This window comes from Blastococcus sp. SYSU DS0753, assembly GCF_054051175.1.
Genome location: NZ_JBJHAT010000004.1, coordinates 1 through 21,406 on the forward strand (window position 1 = coordinate 1; position 21,406 = coordinate 21,406).

Genomic DNA, 21,406 nt, shown 5'->3' on the forward strand with positions numbered 1-21,406 from the left:
CGTTACCTATGCTGCCTGTATTTTTGTTTGTTGGGCGGGGTGGGGGGCGATACCGGGGCGGTGTGCCCACGGGGGGGGGGGGGGGGGGCCCCCCCCCCCCCCCCCCGACGCACGCCCCGGCCCCGCCCGTGCCTTCCCCGGAGACCTGGATGTCCAAGCAGTTGCACCGGATCGCCCCCTTGATCCTGGTGCTCCTCGGTGTGGCCGCGATGCTGGGCGCCCGCAACCTGGGGCTCGGCGAGATGAGTGCGCCCGGCCCTGGCCTCTGGCCGTTCATCGTCGCGCTCCTGCTCACCCTCACCGGCGTGGTGCTGCTCTTCATCGACGACCCCGAGGACTACGAGCCGTGGACCGGGGGCACGCTCAAGATCGTCCTCGGGCTGGCCGGCCTCGCTGTGTTCGTCGTGCTGTTCCAGACCATCGGGTTCTTCGTCTCGGCCGTGCTCATGCTGCTCTTCTGGCTGCGGGTGTTCGCCCGGGAGCCGTGGCGCTGGGCCGTCCCCCTCGCGGTGATCGGAGCGCTGGTGTTCCACCTGCTGTTCGTCGAGGCGCTCGCCGTGCCGTTCCCCGACGGCATCGTCTTCGCACCGGTCGGGAGCTGAGCGATGGACGTCCTCGACGGCATCGGCCAGGGCTTCTCCGTCGCCCTGGACCCGGTGAACCTGCTCTACGTCTTTCTCGGCGTGCTGATCGGCACGGTCATCGGCGTGCTGCCGGGCCTCGGCCCGACGGCGACGATCGCGCTGCTGCTGCCGATCACCTACGAGATCGAGCCGGTCACCGCGGTCATCCTGCTGGCGGGCATCTACTACGGGTCGATGTACGGCGGCACGATCACCTCGGTGCTCCTGCAGCTGCCCGGTGAGGCCGCCTCGGTGGTCACCACCTTCGACGGCTACCAGATGGCCAAGCAGGGCCGGGCCGGGCCGGCCCTCGGCATCGCCGCGATCGGCTCGTGGATCGGCGGCACCGTCTCCGTCATCGGGCTGGTCCTGCTCGCGCCGCCGCTGGCCCAGCTCGCCGTCTCCTTCGGCTCGCAGGAGTACGTGGCGCTCACGGCGCTCGGCATCCTGCTGGTCACCTACCTGGGCACGCGGCACCCGGTGAAGAGCCTGTCCATGGCCGCGCTCGGCCTGCTGCTGGCCACGATCGGCCAGGACCTCGTCACCGGGACCACCCGCTTCACCTTCGGCGAGATCTCGCTCTTCGACGGGCTGGACTTCGTCGCGGTCGCGATGGGGCTCTTCGGCGTCGGCGAGATCCTCTACAACGTCGAGAAGACGGAGAAGGCCCAGTCCGTCATCGGCAAGGTCAAGAACATCTGGCCCAGCCGCAAGGACTTCCGCGACTCCTCCGGCGCGATCGCCCGCGGCTCGGTGCTGGGCTTCTTCATCGGGGTGCTGCCCGGCGGTGGCGGCGTCATCTCCTCGCTGGCCTCCTACGCGATGGAGAAGCGGCGGGCCAAGGACCCGACCCGGTTCGGCAAGGGCGCCATCGAGGGTGTCGCCGGCCCGGAGACGGCGAACAACGCCTCCTCCACCTCGGCGTTCATCCCGCTGCTCACCCTCGGCATCCCGCCCAACGTGGTGCTTGCGCTGATCTTCGGCGCGCTGCTCGTCCAGGGCATCACGCCGGGATCGCAGCTCATCACGAACAACCCCGACATCTTCTGGGGCGTCATCGCCTCGATGGCGATCGGCAACCTGATGCTGCTGATCCTCAACCTGCCGCTCGTCGGCTTCTTCGTGCAGCTGCTGCGGGTGCGCGCCGGCATCCTCGCCGCCTTCGCTCTCATGGTCACGATGGCCGGCGTCTTCTCGGTCAACAACGACCCCTTCGACATGTGGGTCGTGCTGGTCTTCGGCGTCATCGGCTGGCTGATGAAGAAGACCGGGTTCGAGCCGGGCCCGCTGGTGCTGGCGTTCGTCCTCGGGTCGATCCTCGAGACGAACTTCCGCCGGTCCATGCTGCTCTCCGGCGGCGAGTGGTCGACCTTCTTCACCCGGCCGATGTCGGGCACCCTCTTCGCCCTGATGGCCCTGCTGATCATCTTCAGCACCGTCGCCGGCATCCGGCGCCGTCGGCGCAGCCGCCCGGCCACGCCGGGGGAGGAGGACCTCGCGGCGACCGGGACCACCGCCGAGACCGAGGGCAGCCCGGGCGCGGAGACCACCGACGACGCGGAGGGCGCCACGACGGGGGCGCCGCGGGACGGTGCCGGGGGCGCGGGCTCCACCGGGTCGACCGGCTCCACCGGGTCGACGGCCCAGGGCAGGGGGCCGGGGCCCGACCGTTCCTGACCGATCGGCGGGTACCGCCGTCAGCACCCGGTTGCTCCGCGCCGGCACCACCCCCGGAGGGGACAGTGATCGACAAGAGGGTCGGCTCGCTCGCGGCCGCGGTCGAGGGCATCGCCGACGGCGCGACCGTCCTCGTCGGCGGCTTCGGTGCCGCCGGTGTGCCGGTGGAGCTGGTGCACGCGCTCCTCGAACAGGGCGCGCGTGACCTGACCATCGTCACCAACAACGCAGGCAGCGGGGAGACCGACGTCGCCGCGCTCATCCGGGAACGCCGGGTGCGCAAGATCATCTGCTCGTACCCGCGGTCGGCCGGCTCGATCTGGTTCGAGGAGTTCTTCCGGGCGGGGGACATCGAGCTGGAGCTCGTCCCGCAGGGCACGCTCAGCGAGCGGATGCGCGCGGCGGGCGCGGGGCTGGGCGGCTTCTTCACTCCAGCCGGCGCGGACTCGCTGCTGGCCCGCGGCAAGGAGGTGCGGATGATCGCCGGACGGCGGCAGGTCTTCGAGGAGCCGTTGCGGGGCGACGTCGCGCTGGTCAAGGCGCTGCGCGCCGACCGCTGGGGCAACCTCGTCTACAACAAGGCGGCCCGGAACTTCGGCCCGACGATGGCCACCGCGGCCGAGCTCACCGTCGTGCAGGTGCGGGAGTTCGTCGAGCTCGGGAAGCTGGACCCCGAGGCCGTCGTGACCCCGGGCATCTTCGTCGACCGGGTCGTGGAGGTGGGGGTGTGAGCATCTCCCCGCTGTCGCAGACCGAGATGGCCGCCCGGGTGGCCCGCGACATCCCCGACGGCTCCTACGTGAACCTGGGGATCGGCATGCCCACGCTCGTCGGCGACGTCGTCTCCGCCGGCAAGGAGATCGTCTTCCACAGCGAGAACGGCATCCTCGGCATGGGCCCCGCGCCGGCGCCCGGCGAGGAGGACTGGGAGCTGATCAACGCCGGCAAGGCGCCGGTCACGCTCGTCCCCGGCGGCTCCTACTTCCACCACACCGACTCGTTCATGATGATGCGCGGCGGCCACATCGACGTCACCGTGCTGGGCGCCTTCCAGGTCTCCGCACAGGGCGACCTCGCCAACTGGGCCACCGACGACGCACACCTCCCGCCCGCGGTCGGCGGGGCCATGGACCTCGCCGTCGGCGCCAAGCGGGTGCTCGTGCTGATGATGCACACCACGCCCGACGGCCGGCCCAAGCTACTGCCGGAGTGCACGTACCCGCTGACCGCCGCGCGCGTCGTGCACCGGATCTACACCGAGCTCGCGGTCATCGACGTGGGGCCGGCCGGCCTCGTGGTGCGCGAGATGGTCGCCGGGCTCTCCCGCGAGGAGCTGCAGCGGCGCACCGCCGCCCCGCTGCACTTCGCCGAGGAGGTCGGGGAACTGCGGGTCTCCTGAGCCCGGGCGGCCCCTGATCGGCTGACGCGGGTAAACACTTCAAGCCCGTAGTGTTTCGCCCGTACGAGAACGGGCAGGACGCGATCATGCTCGCGCAGTGCACCGTCGTCGTGCCGACGATCGGGCGACCCTCGCTCGACGTCCTGCTCGACGCGCTGGCCGCCGCCCCCGGCCCGCGCCCGGCCGAGCTGGTCGTCGTCGACGACCGCCCCACCGGGGAGCCGCTGCACCCCGACCGCCCCGGCCTGCCGCCGGTCCGGGTCGTCCGCACCGGCGGCGGAGGCCCGGCCCGGGCCCGCAACCTCGGCTGGCGCACCGCCCGCACCGAGTGGATCGCCTTCCTCGACGACGACGTCGTGCCCGACCCCGACTGGTACCAGCGGCTCGAGGCCGATCTCGCCGACCTGCCGGCCGACGTCGCGGGCAGCCAGGGCCGGGTGCGGGTGCCCCTGCCGGAGCACCGGCGGCCCACCGACTGGGAGCGCGGCACCGCGGGGCTCGCCACCGCCAGCTGGATCACCGCCGACCTCGCCTACCGCCGCAGCGCCCTGGCCGCGGTGGGGGGCTTCGACGAGCGCTTCCCCCGTGCCTTCCGCGAGGACTCCGACCTCGCACTGCGGGTCATGGACACCGGTGCCCGGCTCGTCCGCGGGCAGCGCTGGATCACCCACCCGGTCCGGCCCACCGACCGCTGGGTCAGCGTGCGCGTGCAGGCCGGGAACGCCGACGACGTCCTCATGCGGCGCCTGCACGGACCCGGCTGGCGGGAGCGGGCCGACGCCGCGCTCGGTCGCCGGCCGCAGCACACGGCCGTCACCGCGGCGGCGCTGGCCGCGCTCGGCCTGGCCGCCGCCCGCCGGCCCCGGGCCGCCCTCGCCGCGGCCGCCGCCTGGGCGGCGGGCACCGCCGAGTTCGCCTGGCGGCGCATCGCCCCCGGCCCGCGGGACCGCGCCGAGGTCACCACCATGCTCGCCACCAGCGCGCTCATCCCGCCGCTGGCCACCTGGCACTGGATGCGCGGCGTCGTGCAGCACGTGGGTGTGCCGGCGTGGCGCGGGCTGCCCGACCTGGTGCTCTTCGACCGCGACGGCACCCTGGTGCACGACTTTCCCTACAACGGCGACCCGGAGTGGGTGCGGCCGGTGGACGGCGCGGCGGAGGCCCTCGACCGGTTGCGCGCCCGCGGCGTGCGGGTCGGCGTCGTGAGCAACCAGTCCGGCGTGGCCCGCGGGCTGATCACGCCCGACCAGGTGGACGCCTGCATGAAGCGGCTCGACGAGCTGCTCGGCCCCTTCGAGACGGTGCAGGTCTGCCCGCACGGGCCGGACGACGGCTGCGGCTGCCGGAAGCCGGCACCCGGCATGGTGCAGGCCGCCTGCGCCGAGCTGGGTGTGGAGCCGGCCCGGTGCGTGGTCATCGGCGACATCGGCGCCGACGTCGAGGCGGCGGCCGCGGCGGGCGCCCGCGGCATCCTGGTGCCGACCCCGGTCACCCGCGCCGAGGAGGTGGCGGCGGCGCGGCAGCGGGCGGCGACCCTGCCCGAGGCGGTCGACGACGTCCTGGCCGGGCGCTGGTGAGCACCCCCCGCACCGTCCTGGTCGCCCGGCTCGACAACGCCGGTGACGTGCTCCTGCAGGGTCCGCTCGTCCGCGCCGTCGCGCACGGTGCCGACCGCGTCGTCTTCCTCGCCGGCCCGGCCGGTGCGGCAGCGGCGGAGCTGCTCCCGGGCGTCGACGAGGTGTGGACCTGGGCCTGCCCGTGGATCCTCGGTGATCCCCCACCGGTCGACGCCGACGACCTCGCCCGGCTCACCGACCGCGTCCGGGCGCTCGCCCCGGACGAGGCGGTGATCTCCACGTCGTTCCACCAGTCGCCGCTGCCGCTGGCGCTGGTGCTCCGCGCGGCCGGCGTCCCCCGCATCTCGGCGATCAGCGTGGACTACCCCGGCACGCTGCTCGACGTCCGCCACCGGGTCGACGACGACCTCCCCGAGCCCGAGCGGGCGCTGTCCCTCGCCCAGGCCGCGGGCTTCGAGCTGCCGGCCGGCGACGACGGCCGGCTCTCCGTGCGCCGGCCCCTGCCCCCGGTCGCGCACGCCCCCGGCTATGTCGTGCTCCACCCCGGGGCCTCGGTGCCGGCCCGCGCCTGGCCCGCGCCGCGCTGCGCCGAGGCGGTCGAGGCGCTCGCCGACGCCGGCCACCGGGTGCTGGTCACCGGCGGGCCGGGGGAGCGGGGGCTCACCGCATCCGTCGCCGGCACCCGCGGGGTCGACCTGGGCGGGGAGACCTCCCTGGCCGAGATGGCGGCGCTGCTCGACGGCGCCGCGGCGGTCGTCGTCGGCAACACCGGGCCGGCGCACCTCGCTGCCGCCGTCGGCACCCCGGTGGTCTCGCTGTTCGCCCCGGTCGTGCCCGCCGTCCGCTGGGCGCCCTACGGCGTGCCCAGCGTGCTGCTGGGCGACCAGGCGGCGCCCTGCCGCGACACCCGGGCCCGGGAGTGCCCGGTGCCCGGCCACCCCTGTCTGACCTCCGTGACCGCGTCCGACGTGGTCGCTGCCGTGGAGAAGCTGGTGAGTGCATGAAGGTCCTGGTCTGGCACGTGCACGGCTCGTGGACGACCGCGTTCGTCCAGGGCCGGCACGAGTACCTGATCCCGGTGACCCCGGGCCGCGACGGCGACGGCCTGGGCCGCGCCCGCACGTGGGACTGGCCGGCGGCGGCGCGGGAGGTCACCCCGGCGCAGCTGCGGGAGGAGCAGCCCGACGTCGTCGTGCTGCAGCGCAGGCGGGACCTCGAGCTGGTGCGCGAGTGGCTGGGGCGCGAGCCCGGCCGCGACCTGCCCGCGGTGTTCCTCGAGCACAACGCGCCCGGGCTGGAGCCCGGTGACGGACCGGTTCCGCACACCCGGCACCCGATGGCCGACCGGGACGACATCCCGATCGCCCACGTCACCTTCTTCAACGAGCTCTTCTACGACAACGGCCGGGCGCCGACGACGGTGATCGAGCACGGCATCGTCGATCCGGGGGAGCGCTGGACCGGCGAGCTGGCCCGCGCCGCCGTCGTCACCAACGAGCCGGTGCGCCGCGGCCGCACCGTCGGCGCCGACCTGCTCCCCGGCCTCGCCGCGGTGGCGCCGGTCGACGTCTTCGGCATGGGCCTGGCCGGCCTGCACGAGACGTACGGCCTGGCCCCCGAGCGGGTGGAGCTGTTCGACGACCCGCCGCAGGCGGCGATGCACGCGGAGCTGGTCCGCCGCCGGGTGTACGTGCACCCGGTGCGCTGGACATCGCTCGGGCTCTCCCTGCTGGAGGCGATGCACCTGGGCATGCCGGTGGTCGCGCTGGCCACCACCGAGGTGGTCGAGGCCGTGCCCGCCGCGGCCGGGGTCATCTCCACCCGCCCCGAGCGGCTGTGGGCCGCCGTCCGGGAGTTCCTGCACGACGAGGACGCCGCCCGGCTGGCCGGCAAGGCCGCTCGCGCGGCGGCGCTCGAGCGCTACGGACTGGACCGCTTCCTGCGTGACTGGGACGCGCTCCTGGAGGAGGTGACCCGATGAGGATCGACCTGGTCAGCGAGCACGCCAGCCCGCTCGCCGCGATCGGCGGTGTCGACGCCGGCGGGCAGAACGTGCACGTCGCGGCGCTCGCCGCCGGGCTCGCGCAGCGCGGGCACGAGGTCACGGTGCACACCCGCCGCGACGACCCGGCCCTGCCCGAGCGGGTGACGACGGCGGACGGGTACGACGTCGTCCACGTCACCGCCGGCCCGGCCGAGGCGCTGCCCAAGGACGAGCTGCTCCCGCACATGCCGGCCTTCGCCCGGGTGCTGCGGCACGGCTGGGCGGCGCAGGCCCCCGACGTCGTGCACGCGCACTTCTGGATGAGCGGCCTGGCGTCGGTCGAGGCGTCGGCCAGCCTGCTCGCCCCGGTCCCGGTGCTGCAGACCTTCCACGCGCTCGGCTCGGTCAAGCGCCGTCACCAGGGCGACGCCGACACCTCCCCGGCCGAGCGGATCGATCTCGAGCGCGGGCTGTGTCGCGACGTCGCCCACGTGGTGGCCACCTGCTCCGACGAGGTGTTCGAGCTGCGGCGGCTCGGGCTGCCCAGCGACCGGGTCTCGATCGTGCCGTGCGGGGTGGACACCTCGGTGTTCACCCCCCGCGGCCCGGTGGCCCCGAAGGGCGAGCGGAAGCGGCTGCTGGTCCTCGGCCGGCTCGTCGAGCGCAAGGGCCAGGACGACGCCGTCCGGGCGCTGCGCGCGGTGCCCGACGCGGAGCTGGTCGTGGTCGGGGGCCCCGCGCCCGACGCCGTCGACGCCGATCCGGAGGTGCGCCGGCTGCGCGGCATCGCCGCCGAGGTGGGGGTGGCCGACCGGCTGGTCTTCGCCGGATCCGTGGCCCGCGCCGACGTCCCCGCCTGGGTGCGCTCGGCCGACGTCGTGCTCGCCGTCCCCTGGTACGAACCCTTCGGCATCACCCCGCTGGAGGCCATGGCCTGCGGGCGGCCCGTCGTCGCCACCGCCGTCGGCGGGCTGCAGGACACCGTCGCCGACGGCGTCACCGGCGACCTCGTGCCCCCGCGCGACCCCGAGCGGCTCGGCGAGGTGCTCGCCGCGCTGCTCGCCGACGACGACCGCCGCGCCGCCTACGGGGCCGCCGGGGTGAAGCGGGCCCGCGCCCGCTACCGCTGGGCCCGCGTCGTCGCCGACACCGAAACCGTCTACCGCCAGGTCCTCGCCCGGCGCCGTCCCGTGGAGGTCGCCCGATGAGCGCCAGCCCGCACTCGTTCCTCGAGAACGTCCTGGCGCAGGACTCGGCGCAAGTCCCGGCGCCGGACTCCTGCACCCACCTCACCGGCGCCGACCACGTCGCCTCGCTGCGGGAGGCGCTCCGCTCGCTGGACGCGCAGCTGCCGGTCCTCGACCGCTGGGGCCGGCTGCTCGCCGACGTGCTGTGCGGGGAGTCCCGCGGCCGGCTGCTCGCCGCGGGCAACGGCGGGAGCGCCGCGCAGGCCCAGCACCTCACCGCGGAGCTGGTGGGCCGCTACCGCGCCGACCGCCCGCCGTTCTCGGCGATCTGCCTCACCGCGGAGACGTCGTCGCTGACCGCCATCGCCAACGACTACCCGGCCGACGAGCTGTTCGCCCGCCAGGTGGAGGCCCACGGCCGCGCGGGCGACGTGCTGGTCCTGCTGTCGACGTCGGGCCGCTCGCCCAACGCGGTGGCCGCCGCACGCCGGGCCCGCGCGTGCGGCATCACCACGCTGGCGATCACCGGCCCGGCGCCCAACCCGCTGGCCGCGGCCGCCGACGAGGCGGTCTGCATCGACTCCCCGTGGACCGCCACCGTCCAGGAGTGCCACCTGGTCGCCCTGCACCTGGTCTGCGCGGCCTTCGACGCCGCCGTGCTCGCCGAGGCGCCGCGGGTTCCCGACGGGCCCTCGTTCGAGGCGGCGAAGTGAGCGCCCGGCCGCTGGTCGTCGTCGGGGACGCGCTGCTCGACGTCGACCTGGTCGGCACCGCGTCGCGGCTGACCCCCGATGCCCCCGTGCCGGTGGTGGAGGAGATCGAGCGGCACGAGCGCCCCGGTGGCGCCGCGCTGGCGGCGGTCATCGCCGCGGCGTCGGGTGGGCGCGAGGTGGTGCTCGTGGCGCCGATGGACGCCGACGAGGACGCCGACCGGCTGCGCGCCCTGCTCGCCGGCCGGGTGCGCCTGATCGAGATCCCGGCCACCGGCGGCACCGCCGTCAAGCAGCGGGTGCGGGTGGGTGACCACTCCGTCGCCCGGCTGGACAGCGGCGCGCCGGTCGCGGTGCTCGGCGAGCTGCCGGCCGCGGCCGCCGCGGTGATCCGCGACGCCGCCGCCGTCCTCGTCGCCGACTACGGCCGGGGGACGACGGCCGACCCCGCCGTGCGCGCCGCGCTCGCCGAGGCCCGCGGCCCGGTGGTCTGGGACCCGCATCCCCGCGGCGCGGACCCGGTGCCCAACGCCCGGCTGGTCACGCCGAACGGCGCGGAGGCGGCCCGCGTCGCCGCCGACGCCGCCACCGGGACCGGGCTGGCCGCCGTGGGGGCCCGGGCCGAGGCGCTCATCCGGCAGTGGGGGGTCGGCGCGGTCGCCGTCACCCTGGGCGCCCGCGGCGCGCTGCTCTCCTACGGCTCCGGCGCCCCCATGGTGGTGCCCGCGGTCGCGGTCACCGGCGGGGACCCGTGCGGCGCCGGCGACTCCTTCGCCGCAGCGGCGGCGCTGGCCCTCGCCGACGGCGCCGTCACCGGCGAGGCCGTGGCCGCCGCGGTCGCCTTCGCCTCGGCGTTCGTCGCCCGCGGCGGGGCGACCGCCTGGGACGCCGACGAGCGGGTCGAGGCCGAGGTGGCCGCCGAGCCCGGCGCCGAGGCCGTCATCGCCCGGGTGCGGGCGGCCGGCGGCACCGTCGTCGCGACCGGCGGCTGCTTCGACCTGCTGCACCCCGGGCACGTCGCCACGCTGCGCGCCGCCCGCGGGCTGGGCGACTGCCTGGTGGTGTGCATCAACTCCGACGACTCGGTCCGCCGGCTCAAGGGGCCCACGCGGCCCCTGGTCACCGCCGCCGACCGCGCCCGCGTGCTCGAGGCGCTCGAGTTCGTCGACGCGGTGGTCGTCTTCGACGAGGACACCCCCACCCAGGTGCTCGACCGGTTGCGCCCCGACGTGTGGACCAAGGGCGGCGACTACGCCGGTGCGGACCTGCCCGAGGCCGAGGTGCTGCGCACCTGGGGCGGCCAGGCCGTCGTCCTGCCCTACCTCGACGGCCACTCGACCACGGCTCTGGTCGAGCGCTCCCGCGTGTGAGGCCCGCCGTGCTGACAGGCATAGGAAGCTTTACCTGTGGATCCGCCCCCGATTCCGCAGGCATGGCTTCCTATGCCCGGGTCTGGTGAGCGCCGCGCCGCCGGTCGCGGTCGTCCTGCGGCCGCTGGGGCTCGGTGACCTGCTGACCGGGGTGCCGGCGATCCGGGCGGTGCGGGCGGCCGTACCCGGGCACCGGCTGGTGCTCGCGACGACGTCGGCGCTGCGACCGCTGGCCGAGCTGATCGACGCCGTCGACGAGGTGCTGCCGGCGCGCGAGCTCGAACCGCTGGACTGGAGCGGGCCGCCGCCGGAGCTCGCCGTCGACCTGCACGGCAAGGGCCCGGCGTCGCACGTGGTCGTCGCCGACCTGCAGCCCCGGCGACTGCTCACCTTCGACAGCCCCGGTTACCCCGGGCCCACCTGGTACCCCGACGAGCACGAGGTCCGGCGCTGGTGCCGGCTGGTCGCCGAGGGGTTGGGCGTCGACGCCGACCCGGACGCGCTGGACATCGCGGTGCCCGCCGTGCCCCCGCCGGTCCGCGGCGCCGCGGTCGTGCACCCGGGGGCGGCGTTCCCGGGCCGGCGCTGGCCGCCCGAGCGCTTCGCCGCCGTCGCCCGCCACCTCGCCGACGCCGGCCACGACGTGCGGATCACCGGCGGCCCGGCGGAGGTCGAGCTCGCCCGGTCGGTGGCCGCGGCGGCGGGGCTGCCGGACGCCGCGGTGCTGGCCGGCCGGACCACGTCGCTGGAGCTGGCCGCCGTGGTGGCGGCGGCCGACCTGGTCGTGTGCGGCGACACCGGCGTCGCGCACCTGGCCACCGCCTACCGGCGGCCGTCGGTGGTGCTCTTCGGCCCCGTCTCCCCGGCGCTGTGGGGACCGCCGCCGCGGCCGCAGCACGTCGTGCTCTGGCACGGCGACGGCACCGGCGACCCCTGGGGCACCGACCTCGACCCCGCGCTGGCGACGATCACCGTGGACGAAGTGGTCGATGCGCTGGACCGGTTGATGCCCGGTCAGGCCGAGTGGGCCCCGGAGGGGTCCGCGCAGGCCTGACGCAGCGGCTCAGCGTGCCGGGGGACGGCACGTGGTTGGCGGTGTCGTCCGGAGGACGACGATGTCACGAGCGCTGGCGGAGGGCGTCGAAGAGCACGGTCTGCAGGTCGTTCTCGTCGACCGCGGAGTACGCCGCGCCCCCCGTGGCCTCGGCGATCCGCTCGAGGGAGCTCAGGTCGGCGTCCGGCCCCAGGGCCACACCGATGACCTTGATCGGCCGCTGCGGATCCGCCTCGGCTTCGAGCGTGCTGAGCAGGTCCTCCAGGCTGATGCCCTCGGCGTCGTCCTCGTTCGTGCCGTCGGTGACCATGAGCACGCTGTTCACCGCGGTGGGGTCGTAGTTCTCCCGCGCCGACCGCACCGCCGCCAGGGTGGTGTCGTACAGCCCCGTCCCGCCCGGCGTGAGCCGCTCGGGGATGGTGTCCAGCTGCTCGTCGAGCACCTCGCGCTGGGTCCGGCCGTCGACGACGTCGTCCAGCTCGCGGGTGGGGACGAGCTCCGTCCAGTCCTGGTCGCCCTGCATCTCGTAGGCGAAGGCCCACAGCCCGAGGGCGTAGTCGTCGGGCACCAGGGAGAGCGTGCTCTTAGCGGCGTCGCGGGCGAGGGTCGCGCGGGTGCCGTCGCCGACCGGCGCCCGCATCGACGTCGACACGTCGAAGACCGTCAGCACCCGCGACGGGGCCGCGAGGCTGGACAGCCGGGTGAGCAGCGCCTGCACCTGCTGGGGGTCCAGCGGCAGCACCGGCGGGCTCGCCTCGGCGATGCCGCTGTCGGGACCGGCCCCGGGAGGCGCCGCGCCCTCGGGGCCGCGGAAGCCGGCGTCCCGGACGGTGGCCTGCGCGTCCTCGGACAGCAGCCGGTCGACCACGACGTCGACGGCCTGCTGCTCGGGCCCCGTCGGGGAGCCCACCCGGAGCACCGGGTAGTCGAGGACCGGCGAGCCCTCGGCGGGGTAGACGGCGGCCAGGGCGGAGTCCTCGGCTTCCTGGTGGTCGGCGTACACGACCTGCTCGCTCACCGGGACCAGCGGCGCGTCGGCGCCGCCCTCGCTCCCGGCGGTCAGCGCCTCGGCGGGGGAGAGGGCGGTGCTGCGCGCGGAGGCGAGCACCGCCTGCACCACGGCGTTGTCGGCGTCCGCGTCCGCGCCCAGGGCGGTGCGCACCGCGGCCAGCGCGGCCAGCCCCTCGGCGCTCGCGGCGAGGTCGGGCACGGCCAGCGGCCGGCCGGTGCCCAGGGCCTCGGCCCAGCCCGGGCCCGAGTCGGCCCAGCCGAGCTCGTCGACGACCGCCTCGCTGGTGGCCAGGACGACCGGGGAGACCGCCATGGAGCCGGCCGGGTCGAGGTCGCGGGAGGAGACCCGCGCCGCCCACAGCGACGAATCGGGCACCCACACCTCCGGCAGCGCCTCCTCGTCGAGGACGCTCAGGTCACCGGCGGTCTGCAGCGGTTCCCGGGCCGTCACCTCGGCGGTGATGCAGAGGGAGCCATCGGGGGACTCCACCTCGCCGAGCAGGTCCCCGGCCACCTCGGACAGCTCCGGGGCCACGGTCACGCCCACGGTCACCTGCTCGTCGCAGCCGCGGCCCACGAGCCACCACACGAGTCCACCGGCGACCAGCACGAGTGCGACGCCGGCGGCGACGAGGACGGGAAGTAACGGACGGCGCGTGGCTGCGGGATCTGCGTGGCGGCCCATGCTCGCTCTCTGAGGTCGACTCGAGGTGGATGCGGCTCCACCTGAGCTCGCCTCTCCAGATTAGATGTGTCCCACGTCGCTCTGGGGTGACTCTCGTCGCACGTCCGATGACGGTGTGTCAGACCGCCTCGGCGGCGACGGCGTTCCGCTGGGCGGCGAACCAGTCGACGGTGCGCCGCAGCCCCTGCTCGGAGGTCACCTGCGGCCGCCAGCCCAGCAGCTGCTCGGCGCGGCTGGTGTCGGGGCGGCGGACCTTGGGGTCGTCGACGGGCAGGGGGATGTGGTCGATCGGGGAGTCCGAGCCGGTGAGCTGCACGATCCAGCGGGCCAGCGCCAGCATCGACAGCTCGTCGGGGTTGCCGATGTTCACCGGGCCCGGGTGCTCGGAGAACGCCAGCGCGAGGATGCCGGCGACGGTGTCGTCGACGTAGCAGATGGAGCGGGTCTGGGAGCCGTCGCCGGCCACGGTGAGCGGGCGGCCGTCCAGGGCCTGGTTGACGAAGGCGGGGATCGCCCGGCCGTCGTCGGCGCGCATCCGGGGCCCGTAGGTGTTGAAGATCCGCACGATGCCGGTGTCGGTGCCCTTCGACGTCCGGTAGGCGGTGGTCAGCGCCTCGCTGAACCGCTTGGCCTCGTCGTAGACCCCGCGGGGGCCGACCGGGTTGACGTTGCCCCAGTACTCCTCGGTCTGCGGGTGCTGCAGCGGGTCGCCGTAGACCTCGGAGGTGGAGGCCAGCACGTAGCGGGCGCCCTTGTCGTGGGCCAGGCCCAGGGTGTGCAGGGTGCCCAGGCTGCCGACCTTGAGGGTCTCGATCGGCATCTTCAGGTAGTCGATCGGGCTGGCCGGCGAGGCGAAGTGCAGTACCAGGTCCACCGGGCCGGGGACGTGCACGTAGTCGGTGACGTCGCAGCGGACCAGCCGGAACCCGGGGTGCTCCATCAGGTGTGCGACGTTCGCCGGGGAGCCGGTCAGGAAGTTGTCCAGGCAGACGACCTCCACCCCGCGCTCCAGGAGGTGCTCGCACAGGTGCGAGCCGAGGAACCCGGCACCGCCGGTGACCACCGCCCGTCGGATGGTGCGAGCCTCGCGTAGCCGTCCGTCCACCATGCCGCTGTCCTCCTGCGCTCTCGTCGGTGCGCGCGCCCGCGGGCACACCTGGCCGCGGACGTACCCGGAGATCAACTGCGCACACACTTCGAGTGCGAAGTGTTTTCGGCGGCGACGGCGCCGCCCGCGGCTCCGCGGCGGGGCCGGGACGCGGACGGGCCGCCGCCCTCCCGGAGGAGGACGGCGGCCCGCCGTGGGGCGAGGAGGTCCTAGTTCACGGCCTCTTCGTCCGGGATGGCGTTCGTCGGCGGGGTGGCCATCTCGCCGTCGTACTCCTCGATCGGCGCGTCACCGATGTCGGTCACCCGCACCGGCTGCACCTCCTCGGAGCCGTTGCCGACGATGCGCTCGATGGTCATGCCGCTGGTGCCCATGTGGCTGTCCTCGGAGTAGCGGAACGGCGCGAACACCGGGCCCTCCCAGTCACCGCCGGCCTGCTCGACCGCCTCGACCAGGCCCTCGCGGGTCGGGTTCTGGCCGGCCGCCTGCAGCGCCTGCGTCATCGTGTAGGCCTGCGCCATGCCGTAGATGCGGTAGTTGGTGAGCTCACCCTCGCCACCGCACTCGTCCCAGATCCGCTGGAACTCCTGCACCCAGGGGTTGTCGGTCATGTCCACGGTCGGCAGGTAGCCGGTGGTGAGCGCGCCGTCGAGCAGGGCGGCGTCGGACACCTGGCCCTCGCTGAAGCGGTTCAGCAGGCCGCCGACCAGCGTCGGGTCCGAACCCACGTTGGAGTAGAACCACTGCGGGTCGTAGCCGAGCTGCAGGGCGGTCAGCTGCGAGAGCGCGGTGTAGCTGGGCACGTTGAAGCCGACGACGAAGTCGGCCCCGGCCGCCTGCAGCGCCGCGATCTGCGGGCCGACGTTGGTGTTGCCCGGCGTGTACCGCTCGGCCGCGACGATCTGGTCGTCGATGTACTGGCGGATGCCGGCCTCGCCGTCCTCGCCGAAGTCGTCGTCCTGGAGGAAGAGGCCGACCTGCGCGTCGGGGAAGTTCTCGGCGATGTACTCGCCGATGATCTTGCCCTCGCTCATGTAGTCGGTCTGCCACCCGAACGACATCGGGTAGGTCTCCGGGTCGTCACCCCACATCAGCGAGCCCGAGGAGACGAACAGGTCGGGGACGCCCTCGTCGTTGAGGAAGTCCACGACCGCGCTGTGGGTGGGCGTGCCCAGACCGCTCATCATCGCGAAGATCTCGTCCTCCAGGACGAGCTCGTTCACGACCTGGCTGGTCTGGGTCGGGTTGTAGGCGTCGTCGCGGAAGATCCAGTCGATCTCCCGGCCGTAGACGCCGCCCTCCTCGTTGAGGCAGTTGAAGTAGGCGTCGACACCGGTCGGGATCTCGCTGTAGCCGGGGGCGGCCACACCGGTCAGCGGGTAGTGCGAGCCGATCTTGATCGAGGTCTCGGTGACGCCGGTGTCGGAGGCCTCGTTCTCGCCTCCACCACCACCACCGCCGCCGGTGCCGCCACCGCTGTCATCGCTGCCGCCGCAGGCGGCGAGGGTGGAGACGACGGTCGCCGCGGCGATCGCCGTCATGAGACGTCGGGAGGATCTGGACAACAGTTCTCCTCTGGTGCGGCCCGGGCGTCGGTGCCCGGGAGTCTGGGTGGTGCGGAAGGGTCTGGTGGAGCGGTCAGAAGGGGTCGTGCTCACCCCCTGCTGGCGCCGTCGGCGTTGGCCTGGGCCATCGCCCGCTTGGCCTTGCGGGTCATCCAGCGGAGGCGGATGGTGCCCACGAACCCGGCCGGGACGAAGATCATCACGACGATGAGCACGACGCCGTAGACGAACGGCGCCAGCTGGGCCGCCTCGGTCTGGCTCAGGCCGAGGTCCCCGCCGAGGTTGGTGACGAACGGCGGCAGGAAGACCAGCAGGGCGGACCCGAGCAGGGCGCCGAGCAGGCTGCCCAGACCGCCGATCACGATCGCGGTGAGCAGCGCCAGCGACAGCACGATCGTGAAGCCGCTCGGCGCGGCGAGGCGGACCACGATGGCCAGCACGCCGCCGGCGAGCCCGGCCGCCGCGGCGCTGACGACGAACGCCAGCACCCGCCAGGCGCCGAGGTTGATGCCGGCCAGCTCCGCGGCCACCTCCTGGTCGCGCACCGCCCGCCAGGTGCGCCCGATGCGGCTGCGCATCAGGTTGGCGAGGAAGAAGTACGTGATCAGCAGGCAGATCGCGCCGACGTAGGCCAGCCACTTGGTGCTCGAGGCCGAGTTGCCCGACACCGTGCTGATGAAGCTGTCGAACCAGTCCGGCGCCTGCGGGGCGCGGACCCGCATGCCCTGCTCGCCACCGAAGATGTCGTGGAAGTAGATCGCCAGCCCGGGGAGCCCGACCGCCAGCGCCAGCGTCGCGCCGGCCAGGTACGGGCCGTGCAGCCGGGCCGCGGCCACCCCGACGAGCGCGCCGATCGCCGTGGCCACCACGACGGCGACCAGCAGGATCAGCGGCAGCGGGAGCGGCTCGTCGGCGTCGAGGAACAGCGCCGTGGTGTAGGCGCCGGCGGCCATGAGCGCGCCGTGCCCGAGCGAGATCTGGCCGTTGATGCCGGTGAGCACGGTCAGCCCGCCCGCGGCGATCGCGTAGTAGGTGAGCGTGGCCAGCTGCGAGTTGCGGTAGGGGCTGGTCATCTCCAGCAGCAGGACCGCGAGCACCGCCGCGCCGAGCAGCACGAGCAGGTGGCGCAGCAGCGTGGACTGCGGCAGGAACGAGCGGCCGGTCTTCGCCGGGGCCGAGGGCGTGTCCCCGCCGGCGGTGGCCTCGACGGGCGCCTCCTCGGTGGCCTTGCCCGCCTTGCCGGGCGTGCCGCTCGTGGACGTGGAGCTCTGCAGGTCGCTCATCGTCATGCCCTCCGAGCCGTGCTGCTGCTGAACAGGCCACCAGGTCGCACGAGGAGGACGACGATGAGGATGACCAGGGCGGAGATGTTGACCAGCGCGCTGCCGCGGGGGGCGTAGCCGCTCACGTAGCTGAGCGCCAGGCCGAGGATCAGCCCGCCGACGATCGCGCCGACCGGGGAGTCGAGGCCGCCGATGATCGCGGCGACGAAGCCGAAGACGATCAGGGCGTCCATGTAGGCCGGCCAGACGAACGTGCCGCCGGCGATGAGCAGCCCGGAGAGCGAGCCGACGACCGCGGCCAGGCCCCACCCGAGGGTGAGCATGCCGCCCACCTTGACGCCGAGGAGCCGGGCGACCTCCTGGCTGAACGCCGAGGCGCGCATGGCCAGGCCGATGCGGGTGAAGCGGAAGAGGGCCACCAGCAGGCCCATGACCACCAGGACCGAGCTGATGACGTAGATGCTGGTGGGGGTCAGCGGGATGGTCGAGTCACCGATCTCCAGGCCGCGCACGCCGAACGGCGTGGGGAACGACTGGAACGACGAGCCGAAGATGATCGCGATCGCCGCCTGGATCGCGACGAAGAGGCCGAGGGTCACGATCACCGCGTTCAGCTCCGGGCCACCCTCGACGGGACGGATGATCACCCGCTCGACGATCGCGCCGAGCACGAAGCCGGAGGCGAGGGCGACGATCAGGGCGACCCAGTAGGACTGGCCGGCCTGGATCAGGGCCAGGGCGATGAAGGTCGTGGCGGCGGCCATCGAGCCCTGGGCGAAGTTGACGATGCGGGTCGAGCGCCAGATGAGCACCAGGGCGAGGGCGAAGGCCGCGTAGATCATGCCCTGGGTCAACCCGGTGAGGGTCACGTTCACGAACTGCTGCACGAAGTGTGCCTTCCTTGACCGGAGGGGGCGGGCGGGTCAGAAGCCGAGGTAGGCGTGCCGGAGGTCCTCGTCGGCCATCAGCGTGCGGGCGTCGTCGGTGACGACGACCTTGCCGAGGTTGAGGACGACGCCGACGTCGGCGACCGACAGGGCGCTGCGAGCGTTCTGCTCGACGAGCAGCACCGAGAGCCCTTCGGAGTCGACCAGCTGGCGGAGCAGCCCGAAGATCTGGGCGACGATCCGCGGGGCCAGGCCCAGGGAGGGCTCGTCGAGCAGCAGGACGCGGGGCTTGGCCAGCAGCGCGCGGCCGATGACCAGCATCTGCCGCTCACCGCCGGAGAGCGTGTGGGCGGCGTTGTTCTTGCGCTCGGCGATGCGGGGGAACAGGTCGTAGACCCGGTCGAACTCCTCCTTGCCGACCTTGCCGCGGAACAGCGCACCGACGCGCAGGTTCTCGTCGACGGTGAGCTCGGAGATGACGCCGCGGCCCTCGGGGACGTGCGCCATCCCCTTGGCGACCATCGACTCGACCGGGGCCTTGGTGATGTCCTCGCCGTCGAGGACGACCCGGCCGGAGACGGGACGGACCAGACCGCTGATGGTGCGCAGCAGGGTCGTCTTGCCGGCGCCGTTGGCGCCGAGGACGGCGGTGATCCGCCCGGTCTCGGCGGCGAGGGAGACGCCGTCGAGGGCCCGGACCGGCCCGTACGCCGAGGTGAGCCCCTCGACCTCGAGCAGGCGCGTGGCGGTGCCGGTGCCGCCGGTGGCCGACAGTGCGGTGCTGCCGTGGGTCTCAGGCATGGGGGCGTCCTCCGTCGGCGTGGTGTAGCTCGGCGGCGTCGTGCTCGGCGTCGACGGCGTCCCCGAGGTAGGCCTCGGTGACGGCGGGGTCGGCCTGCACCTCGGCCGGGGTGCCGGCGGCGATCTGCTTGCCGGAGTCGAGCACGGTGATCCGGTCGCAGACGCGCATGACGAGGTCCATGTGGTGCTCGACGAGGAGCACGCTCATCCGGCCGACGACCGAGCGGATGAGGTCGCCCAGCTCGTGCATCTCGTCCTCGGAGAGGCCGCTGGCGGGCTCGTCGAGCAGCAGCAGGTCGGGCTCGGCGACCAGCGCCCGGGCCAGGGCGACCCGCTTCTGCACCGGGTAGGGGAGCGAGCCGGGGTAGCGGCCGGCGTACTCGACGGCGTTGAGCTCGGCCAGCGCCCGCAGGGCCCGCTCGCGCAGCTGCCGCTCGTCCTTGTCCGACATCGGCAGGGCCAGCAGGGCCGAGAAGAACCCGGCACCGGCGTGGCGGTGGGCCCCGACCATCACGTTCTCCAGCACCGTCATGCCGGGGAACAGGCCCACGCCCTGCAGGGTGCGGGCGATGCCCAGGGAGGTCAGCTTGCTCGGCTTGAGCCGGCGCATCTCCTCACCGCGCCAGACGATCCGGCCCGACGTCGGGCGGACCAGGCCGCAGGCGACGTTGAACAACGTCGTCTTGCCGGCGCCGTTGGGGCCGATGAGGCCGTGCACCTGGCCCGGCTCCACGGTCACGGAGACGTCGGTCAGGGCGAGCACGCCGCCGAAGGCGACGTTGATCCCGGTCATCTCGAGCCGGGCGGTGGGCGTCGTGTCCTGTGTTCGCTGGCTGCCAAGCGGCTGCGCCAAGGGGCCCACTGCTCCTTCGCATCGGTGAGGCACCACCCGGCTGTGGGTGGTGGCGGTCAGGTCGCGAGTACGTCCCGCTGAGACTGCCCGGCCGTGTCACCCGTCACAATGGGCGCACCGCACAGCGATCACAAGAGCGTGTTGTGCTGTGTGTCGACCTGTTGCCAGGTCGATACCGGGGCGCCATCGGCGGCCCGTGCGGCCTCGTCGAGGGCGGCCGATCCCGGCCTCGATTGGGTCACGACTCGGTTGCGCACCACACCTCGGCGCGTGTCGCCCTTCACAATGGGCGCAGCGCACATCCGCGGGCCTGTCGTGTTGTGCTGTCAGCGGTGCGTCCGGAGGAGGTGAGCGCGTGCAGCCCTTTCGCCCCGAGGTGGCGACGAGGCTCGCCGAGCTGACGCCGCGGCTGATGGAGCAGCTGGACGCGATGACCGACCGGATGGTCGACGTGCTGGTCCGCACCGAGCCCGCCTACCGCGAGCTGGTGGCGGAGTCCGAGCAGGACCTGCGCTCCTCGACGCGGTCGAACCTGGAGGGCGGGCTGCGGTCGCTGATGGCCGCGGCGTCGGGCACCGGCACCCCGCACCTGGCGTCGGCCCGGGCCGTGGGGCGCCGGCGGGCCGCCCAGGGGATCCCCCTGGAGGCGGTGCTCCGGGCCTACCGCCTCGGCGGGCAGGTGACGTGGGAGGCGCTGCTGGCGGTCTCCCGTGACGGGAGCGGGCAGCACGACACCCTCCTGCTCGAGGTCGCCGGGTCGGTGTGGCGCACCAACGACGCCGAGTGCGGCGCGCTGGCCGAGGGCTACCGCGAGGAGCAGCGGCGCCTGGAGGGTGTGGACGAGTCGGCCCGCCAGCAGGCGCTCGACGGGCTGCTGGACGGCCGCGGCAGCGACCCGGCATTCGTGCGTGGCGCCGCCGAGATGCTGACCGTGCCGCTGGACGGGCGGCTCATGGCGGTCGTGGCGCTGCCGGGGCCCGACGGCGAGCCGGCGCTGCGCTCTCCCGGCGACACGCTGCTCAAGCGTGGGGTGCGCTCGGTCTGGGGCCTGCGCGGCGACGCGCAGGTGGGGCTCGTCGCGCTGGGCACCACCCGCCCCGGTGACCTGCTCGCCCTGCTGCGGGGGACCGCGCACGGCCCCGTCGGGGTGTCCGACGTGGTGGAGGGGGCGGCGGCGGTCGGGGCGGCCTACCGCCTGGCCGAGACGGCGGTGCGGACCCTGCCGGCCGGGTCGAGCCGTGTGGTCAGCATCGACGACCGGCTGCCCGAGGCGCTGCTGAGCAACTCGCCCGAGATCAGGTCGCGGCTCGTGGGCCAGTCCCTCGGCGGGCTGCTGGAGCTGCCCGAGGACGAGCGCGCCGTGCTGCTGGACACGCTGGCGGCCTTCCTCGCCACCGACGGGTCACCCACGCGGGCTGCGGACGCCCTCTACTGCCACCGGAACACGGTCATGCACCGGCTGCGGCGCATCGAGTCGGTGACCGGCCGCAAGGTGACCGACCCCCGGTCCCGGCTGCTCTGGCAGCTGGCGCTGCTGGGCACCGAGCACGGGGAACCGGCCCGCCGCTCCGCTTAGGGACGGGAGCCGCCTGCTCGACCGGTCACCCCGTGGCCTCGTCCAGAGGCTCACCG

Annotated in this window: 19 protein-coding genes; 12 read left to right on the top strand and 7 right to left on the bottom strand. The window is 74.3% G+C overall.

Translation table 11 applies throughout. From position 1 onward, the window contains the following. Window positions 1-149: 149 nt before the first annotated feature. From ACI799_RS04710 to ACI799_RS04760, 11 genes are all read left to right on the top strand, one after another. Complete coding sequence (locus ACI799_RS04710) at window positions 150-602, top strand: tripartite tricarboxylate transporter TctB family protein (RefSeq protein WP_456591057.1); 453 nt, start codon at window positions 150-152, stop codon at window positions 600-602. Between the two features lie 3 nt (window positions 603-605). Further along, complete coding sequence (locus ACI799_RS04715; RefSeq protein WP_456612531.1) at window positions 606-2,300, top strand: tripartite tricarboxylate transporter permease; 1,695 nt, start codon at window positions 606-608, stop codon at window positions 2,298-2,300. Window positions 2,301-2,365: 65 nt separating this feature from the next. Continuing rightward, window positions 2,366-3,031, top strand: coding sequence for a 3-oxoacid CoA-transferase subunit A (locus tag ACI799_RS04720; protein WP_456612532.1), 666 nt, complete (start codon window positions 2,366-2,368; stop codon window positions 3,029-3,031). Beyond that, window positions 3,028-3,699: a 3-oxoacid CoA-transferase subunit B gene (locus tag ACI799_RS04725; protein ID WP_456612533.1), complete on the top strand. Its 672-nt coding sequence runs from the start codon at window positions 3,028-3,030 to the stop codon at window positions 3,697-3,699. Before ACI799_RS04720 ends, ACI799_RS04725 begins: the two co-directional genes overlap by 4 nt. Window positions 3,700-3,749: 50 nt before the next feature. Next, a complete protein-coding gene (locus tag ACI799_RS04730; protein ID WP_456612534.1) occupies window positions 3,750-5,276 on the top strand; it encodes an HAD-IIIA family hydrolase in 1,527 nt (508 codons plus the stop codon). Beyond that, window positions 5,273-6,280, top strand: a complete 1,008-nt coding sequence (locus tag ACI799_RS04735) for a glycosyltransferase family 9 protein (protein WP_456591062.1) — start codon at window positions 5,273-5,275, stop codon at window positions 6,278-6,280. Before ACI799_RS04730 ends, ACI799_RS04735 begins: the two co-directional genes overlap by 4 nt. After that, entirely contained in the window at window positions 6,277-7,257 is a 981-nt protein-coding gene (locus ACI799_RS04740) for a glycosyltransferase (RefSeq protein ID WP_456600539.1), read from the top strand. Before ACI799_RS04735 ends, ACI799_RS04740 begins: the two co-directional genes overlap by 4 nt. Next, window positions 7,254-8,468: a glycosyltransferase gene (locus tag ACI799_RS04745; RefSeq protein WP_456591064.1), complete on the top strand. Its 1,215-nt coding sequence runs from the start codon at window positions 7,254-7,256 to the stop codon at window positions 8,466-8,468. The genes ACI799_RS04740 and ACI799_RS04745 overlap by 4 nt, the downstream gene beginning before the upstream one ends. Beyond that, window positions 8,465-9,160 (top strand): D-sedoheptulose-7-phosphate isomerase, encoded by a 696-nt coding sequence (locus ACI799_RS04750; protein WP_456591065.1) that lies wholly within the window; start codon window positions 8,465-8,467, stop codon window positions 9,158-9,160. Before ACI799_RS04745 ends, ACI799_RS04750 begins: the two co-directional genes overlap by 4 nt. Continuing rightward, window positions 9,157-10,527, top strand: a complete 1,371-nt coding sequence (rfaE2, locus tag ACI799_RS04755; protein ID WP_456612535.1) for a D-glycero-beta-D-manno-heptose 1-phosphate adenylyltransferase — start codon at window positions 9,157-9,159, stop codon at window positions 10,525-10,527. The genes ACI799_RS04750 and rfaE2 overlap by 4 nt, the downstream gene beginning before the upstream one ends. Before the next feature lie 85 nt (window positions 10,528-10,612). Further along, on the top strand, window positions 10,613-11,581 hold the full coding sequence (locus ACI799_RS04760) for a glycosyltransferase family 9 protein (protein WP_456612536.1): 969 nt from the start codon (window positions 10,613-10,615) through the stop codon (window positions 11,579-11,581). 64 nt (window positions 11,582-11,645) lie between these two features. Here the strand turns inward: ACI799_RS04760 and ACI799_RS04765 are convergent, their stop codons facing one another. The 7 genes from ACI799_RS04765 to ACI799_RS04795 form a co-directional block, all read right to left on the bottom strand. Further along, a complete protein-coding gene (locus ACI799_RS04765) occupies window positions 11,646-13,277 on the bottom strand; it encodes a substrate-binding domain-containing protein (RefSeq protein WP_456591068.1) in 1,632 nt (543 codons plus the stop codon). 118 nt (window positions 13,278-13,395) lie between these two features. Further along, window positions 13,396-14,385, bottom strand: coding sequence for a UDP-glucuronic acid decarboxylase family protein (locus ACI799_RS04770; protein ID WP_456595743.1), 990 nt, complete (start codon window positions 14,383-14,385; stop codon window positions 13,396-13,398). A 209-nt stretch (window positions 14,386-14,594) separates the two neighbouring features. Beyond that, window positions 14,595-15,950 (bottom strand): ABC transporter substrate-binding protein, encoded by a 1,356-nt coding sequence (locus ACI799_RS04775; RefSeq protein WP_456612537.1) that lies wholly within the window; start codon window positions 15,948-15,950, stop codon window positions 14,595-14,597. A gap of 89 nt (window positions 15,951-16,039) precedes the next feature. After that, a complete protein-coding gene (locus tag ACI799_RS04780; protein ID WP_456591071.1) occupies window positions 16,040-17,233 on the bottom strand; it encodes a branched-chain amino acid ABC transporter permease in 1,194 nt (397 codons plus the stop codon). A 2-nt stretch (window positions 17,234-17,235) separates the two neighbouring features. Next, window positions 17,236-18,120 carry a branched-chain amino acid ABC transporter permease gene (locus ACI799_RS04785; RefSeq protein WP_456591072.1) on the bottom strand — a complete coding sequence of 295 codons (885 nt, stop codon included), beginning with the start codon at window positions 18,118-18,120 and terminating at the stop codon, window positions 17,236-17,238. A 36-nt stretch (window positions 18,121-18,156) separates the two neighbouring features. Continuing rightward, entirely contained in the window at window positions 18,157-18,921 is a 765-nt protein-coding gene (locus ACI799_RS04790) for an ABC transporter ATP-binding protein (protein WP_456591073.1), read from the bottom strand. Further along, window positions 18,914-19,783: an ABC transporter ATP-binding protein gene (locus tag ACI799_RS04795; protein ID WP_456591074.1), complete on the bottom strand. Its 870-nt coding sequence runs from the start codon at window positions 19,781-19,783 to the stop codon at window positions 18,914-18,916. Before ACI799_RS04795 ends, ACI799_RS04790 begins: the two co-directional genes overlap by 8 nt. Before the next feature lie 346 nt (window positions 19,784-20,129). Here ACI799_RS04795 and ACI799_RS04800 point away from each other — a divergent pair, with 346 nt between their 5' ends. Then, complete coding sequence (locus ACI799_RS04800) at window positions 20,130-21,350, top strand: PucR family transcriptional regulator (RefSeq protein ID WP_456600542.1); 1,221 nt, start codon at window positions 20,130-20,132, stop codon at window positions 21,348-21,350. Window positions 21,351-21,406: the final 56 nt, after the last annotated feature.

What these genes read in the sequence shown, in the direction of transcription:
- ACI799_RS04710 (WP_456591057.1), top strand. Translation starts at nt 150, where the DNA reads ATGTCCAAGCAGTTGCACCGGATCGCCCCCTTGATCCTGGTGCTCCTC.
- ACI799_RS04715 (WP_456612531.1), top strand. Translation starts at nt 606, where the DNA reads ATGGACGTCCTCGACGGCATCGGCCAGGGCTTCTCCGTCGCCCTGGAC.
- ACI799_RS04740 (WP_456600539.1), top strand. Translation starts at nt 6,277, where the DNA reads ATGAAGGTCCTGGTCTGGCACGTGCACGGCTCGTGGACGACCGCGTTC.
- ACI799_RS04745 (WP_456591064.1), top strand. Translation starts at nt 7,254, where the DNA reads ATGAGGATCGACCTGGTCAGCGAGCACGCCAGCCCGCTCGCCGCGATC.
- ACI799_RS04750 (WP_456591065.1), top strand. Translation starts at nt 8,465, where the DNA reads ATGAGCGCCAGCCCGCACTCGTTCCTCGAGAACGTCCTGGCGCAGGAC.
- ACI799_RS04765 (WP_456591068.1), bottom strand. Translation starts at nt 13,277, where the DNA reads ATGGGCCGCCACGCAGATCCCGCAGCCACGCGCCGTCCGTTACTTCCC.
- ACI799_RS04770 (WP_456595743.1), bottom strand. Translation starts at nt 14,385, where the DNA reads ATGGTGGACGGACGGCTACGCGAGGCTCGCACCATCCGACGGGCGGTG.
- ACI799_RS04780 (WP_456591071.1), bottom strand. Translation starts at nt 17,233, where the DNA reads ATGAGCGACCTGCAGAGCTCCACGTCCACGAGCGGCACGCCCGGCAAG.
- ACI799_RS04790 (WP_456591073.1), bottom strand. Translation starts at nt 18,921, where the DNA reads ATGCCTGAGACCCACGGCAGCACCGCACTGTCGGCCACCGGCGGCACC.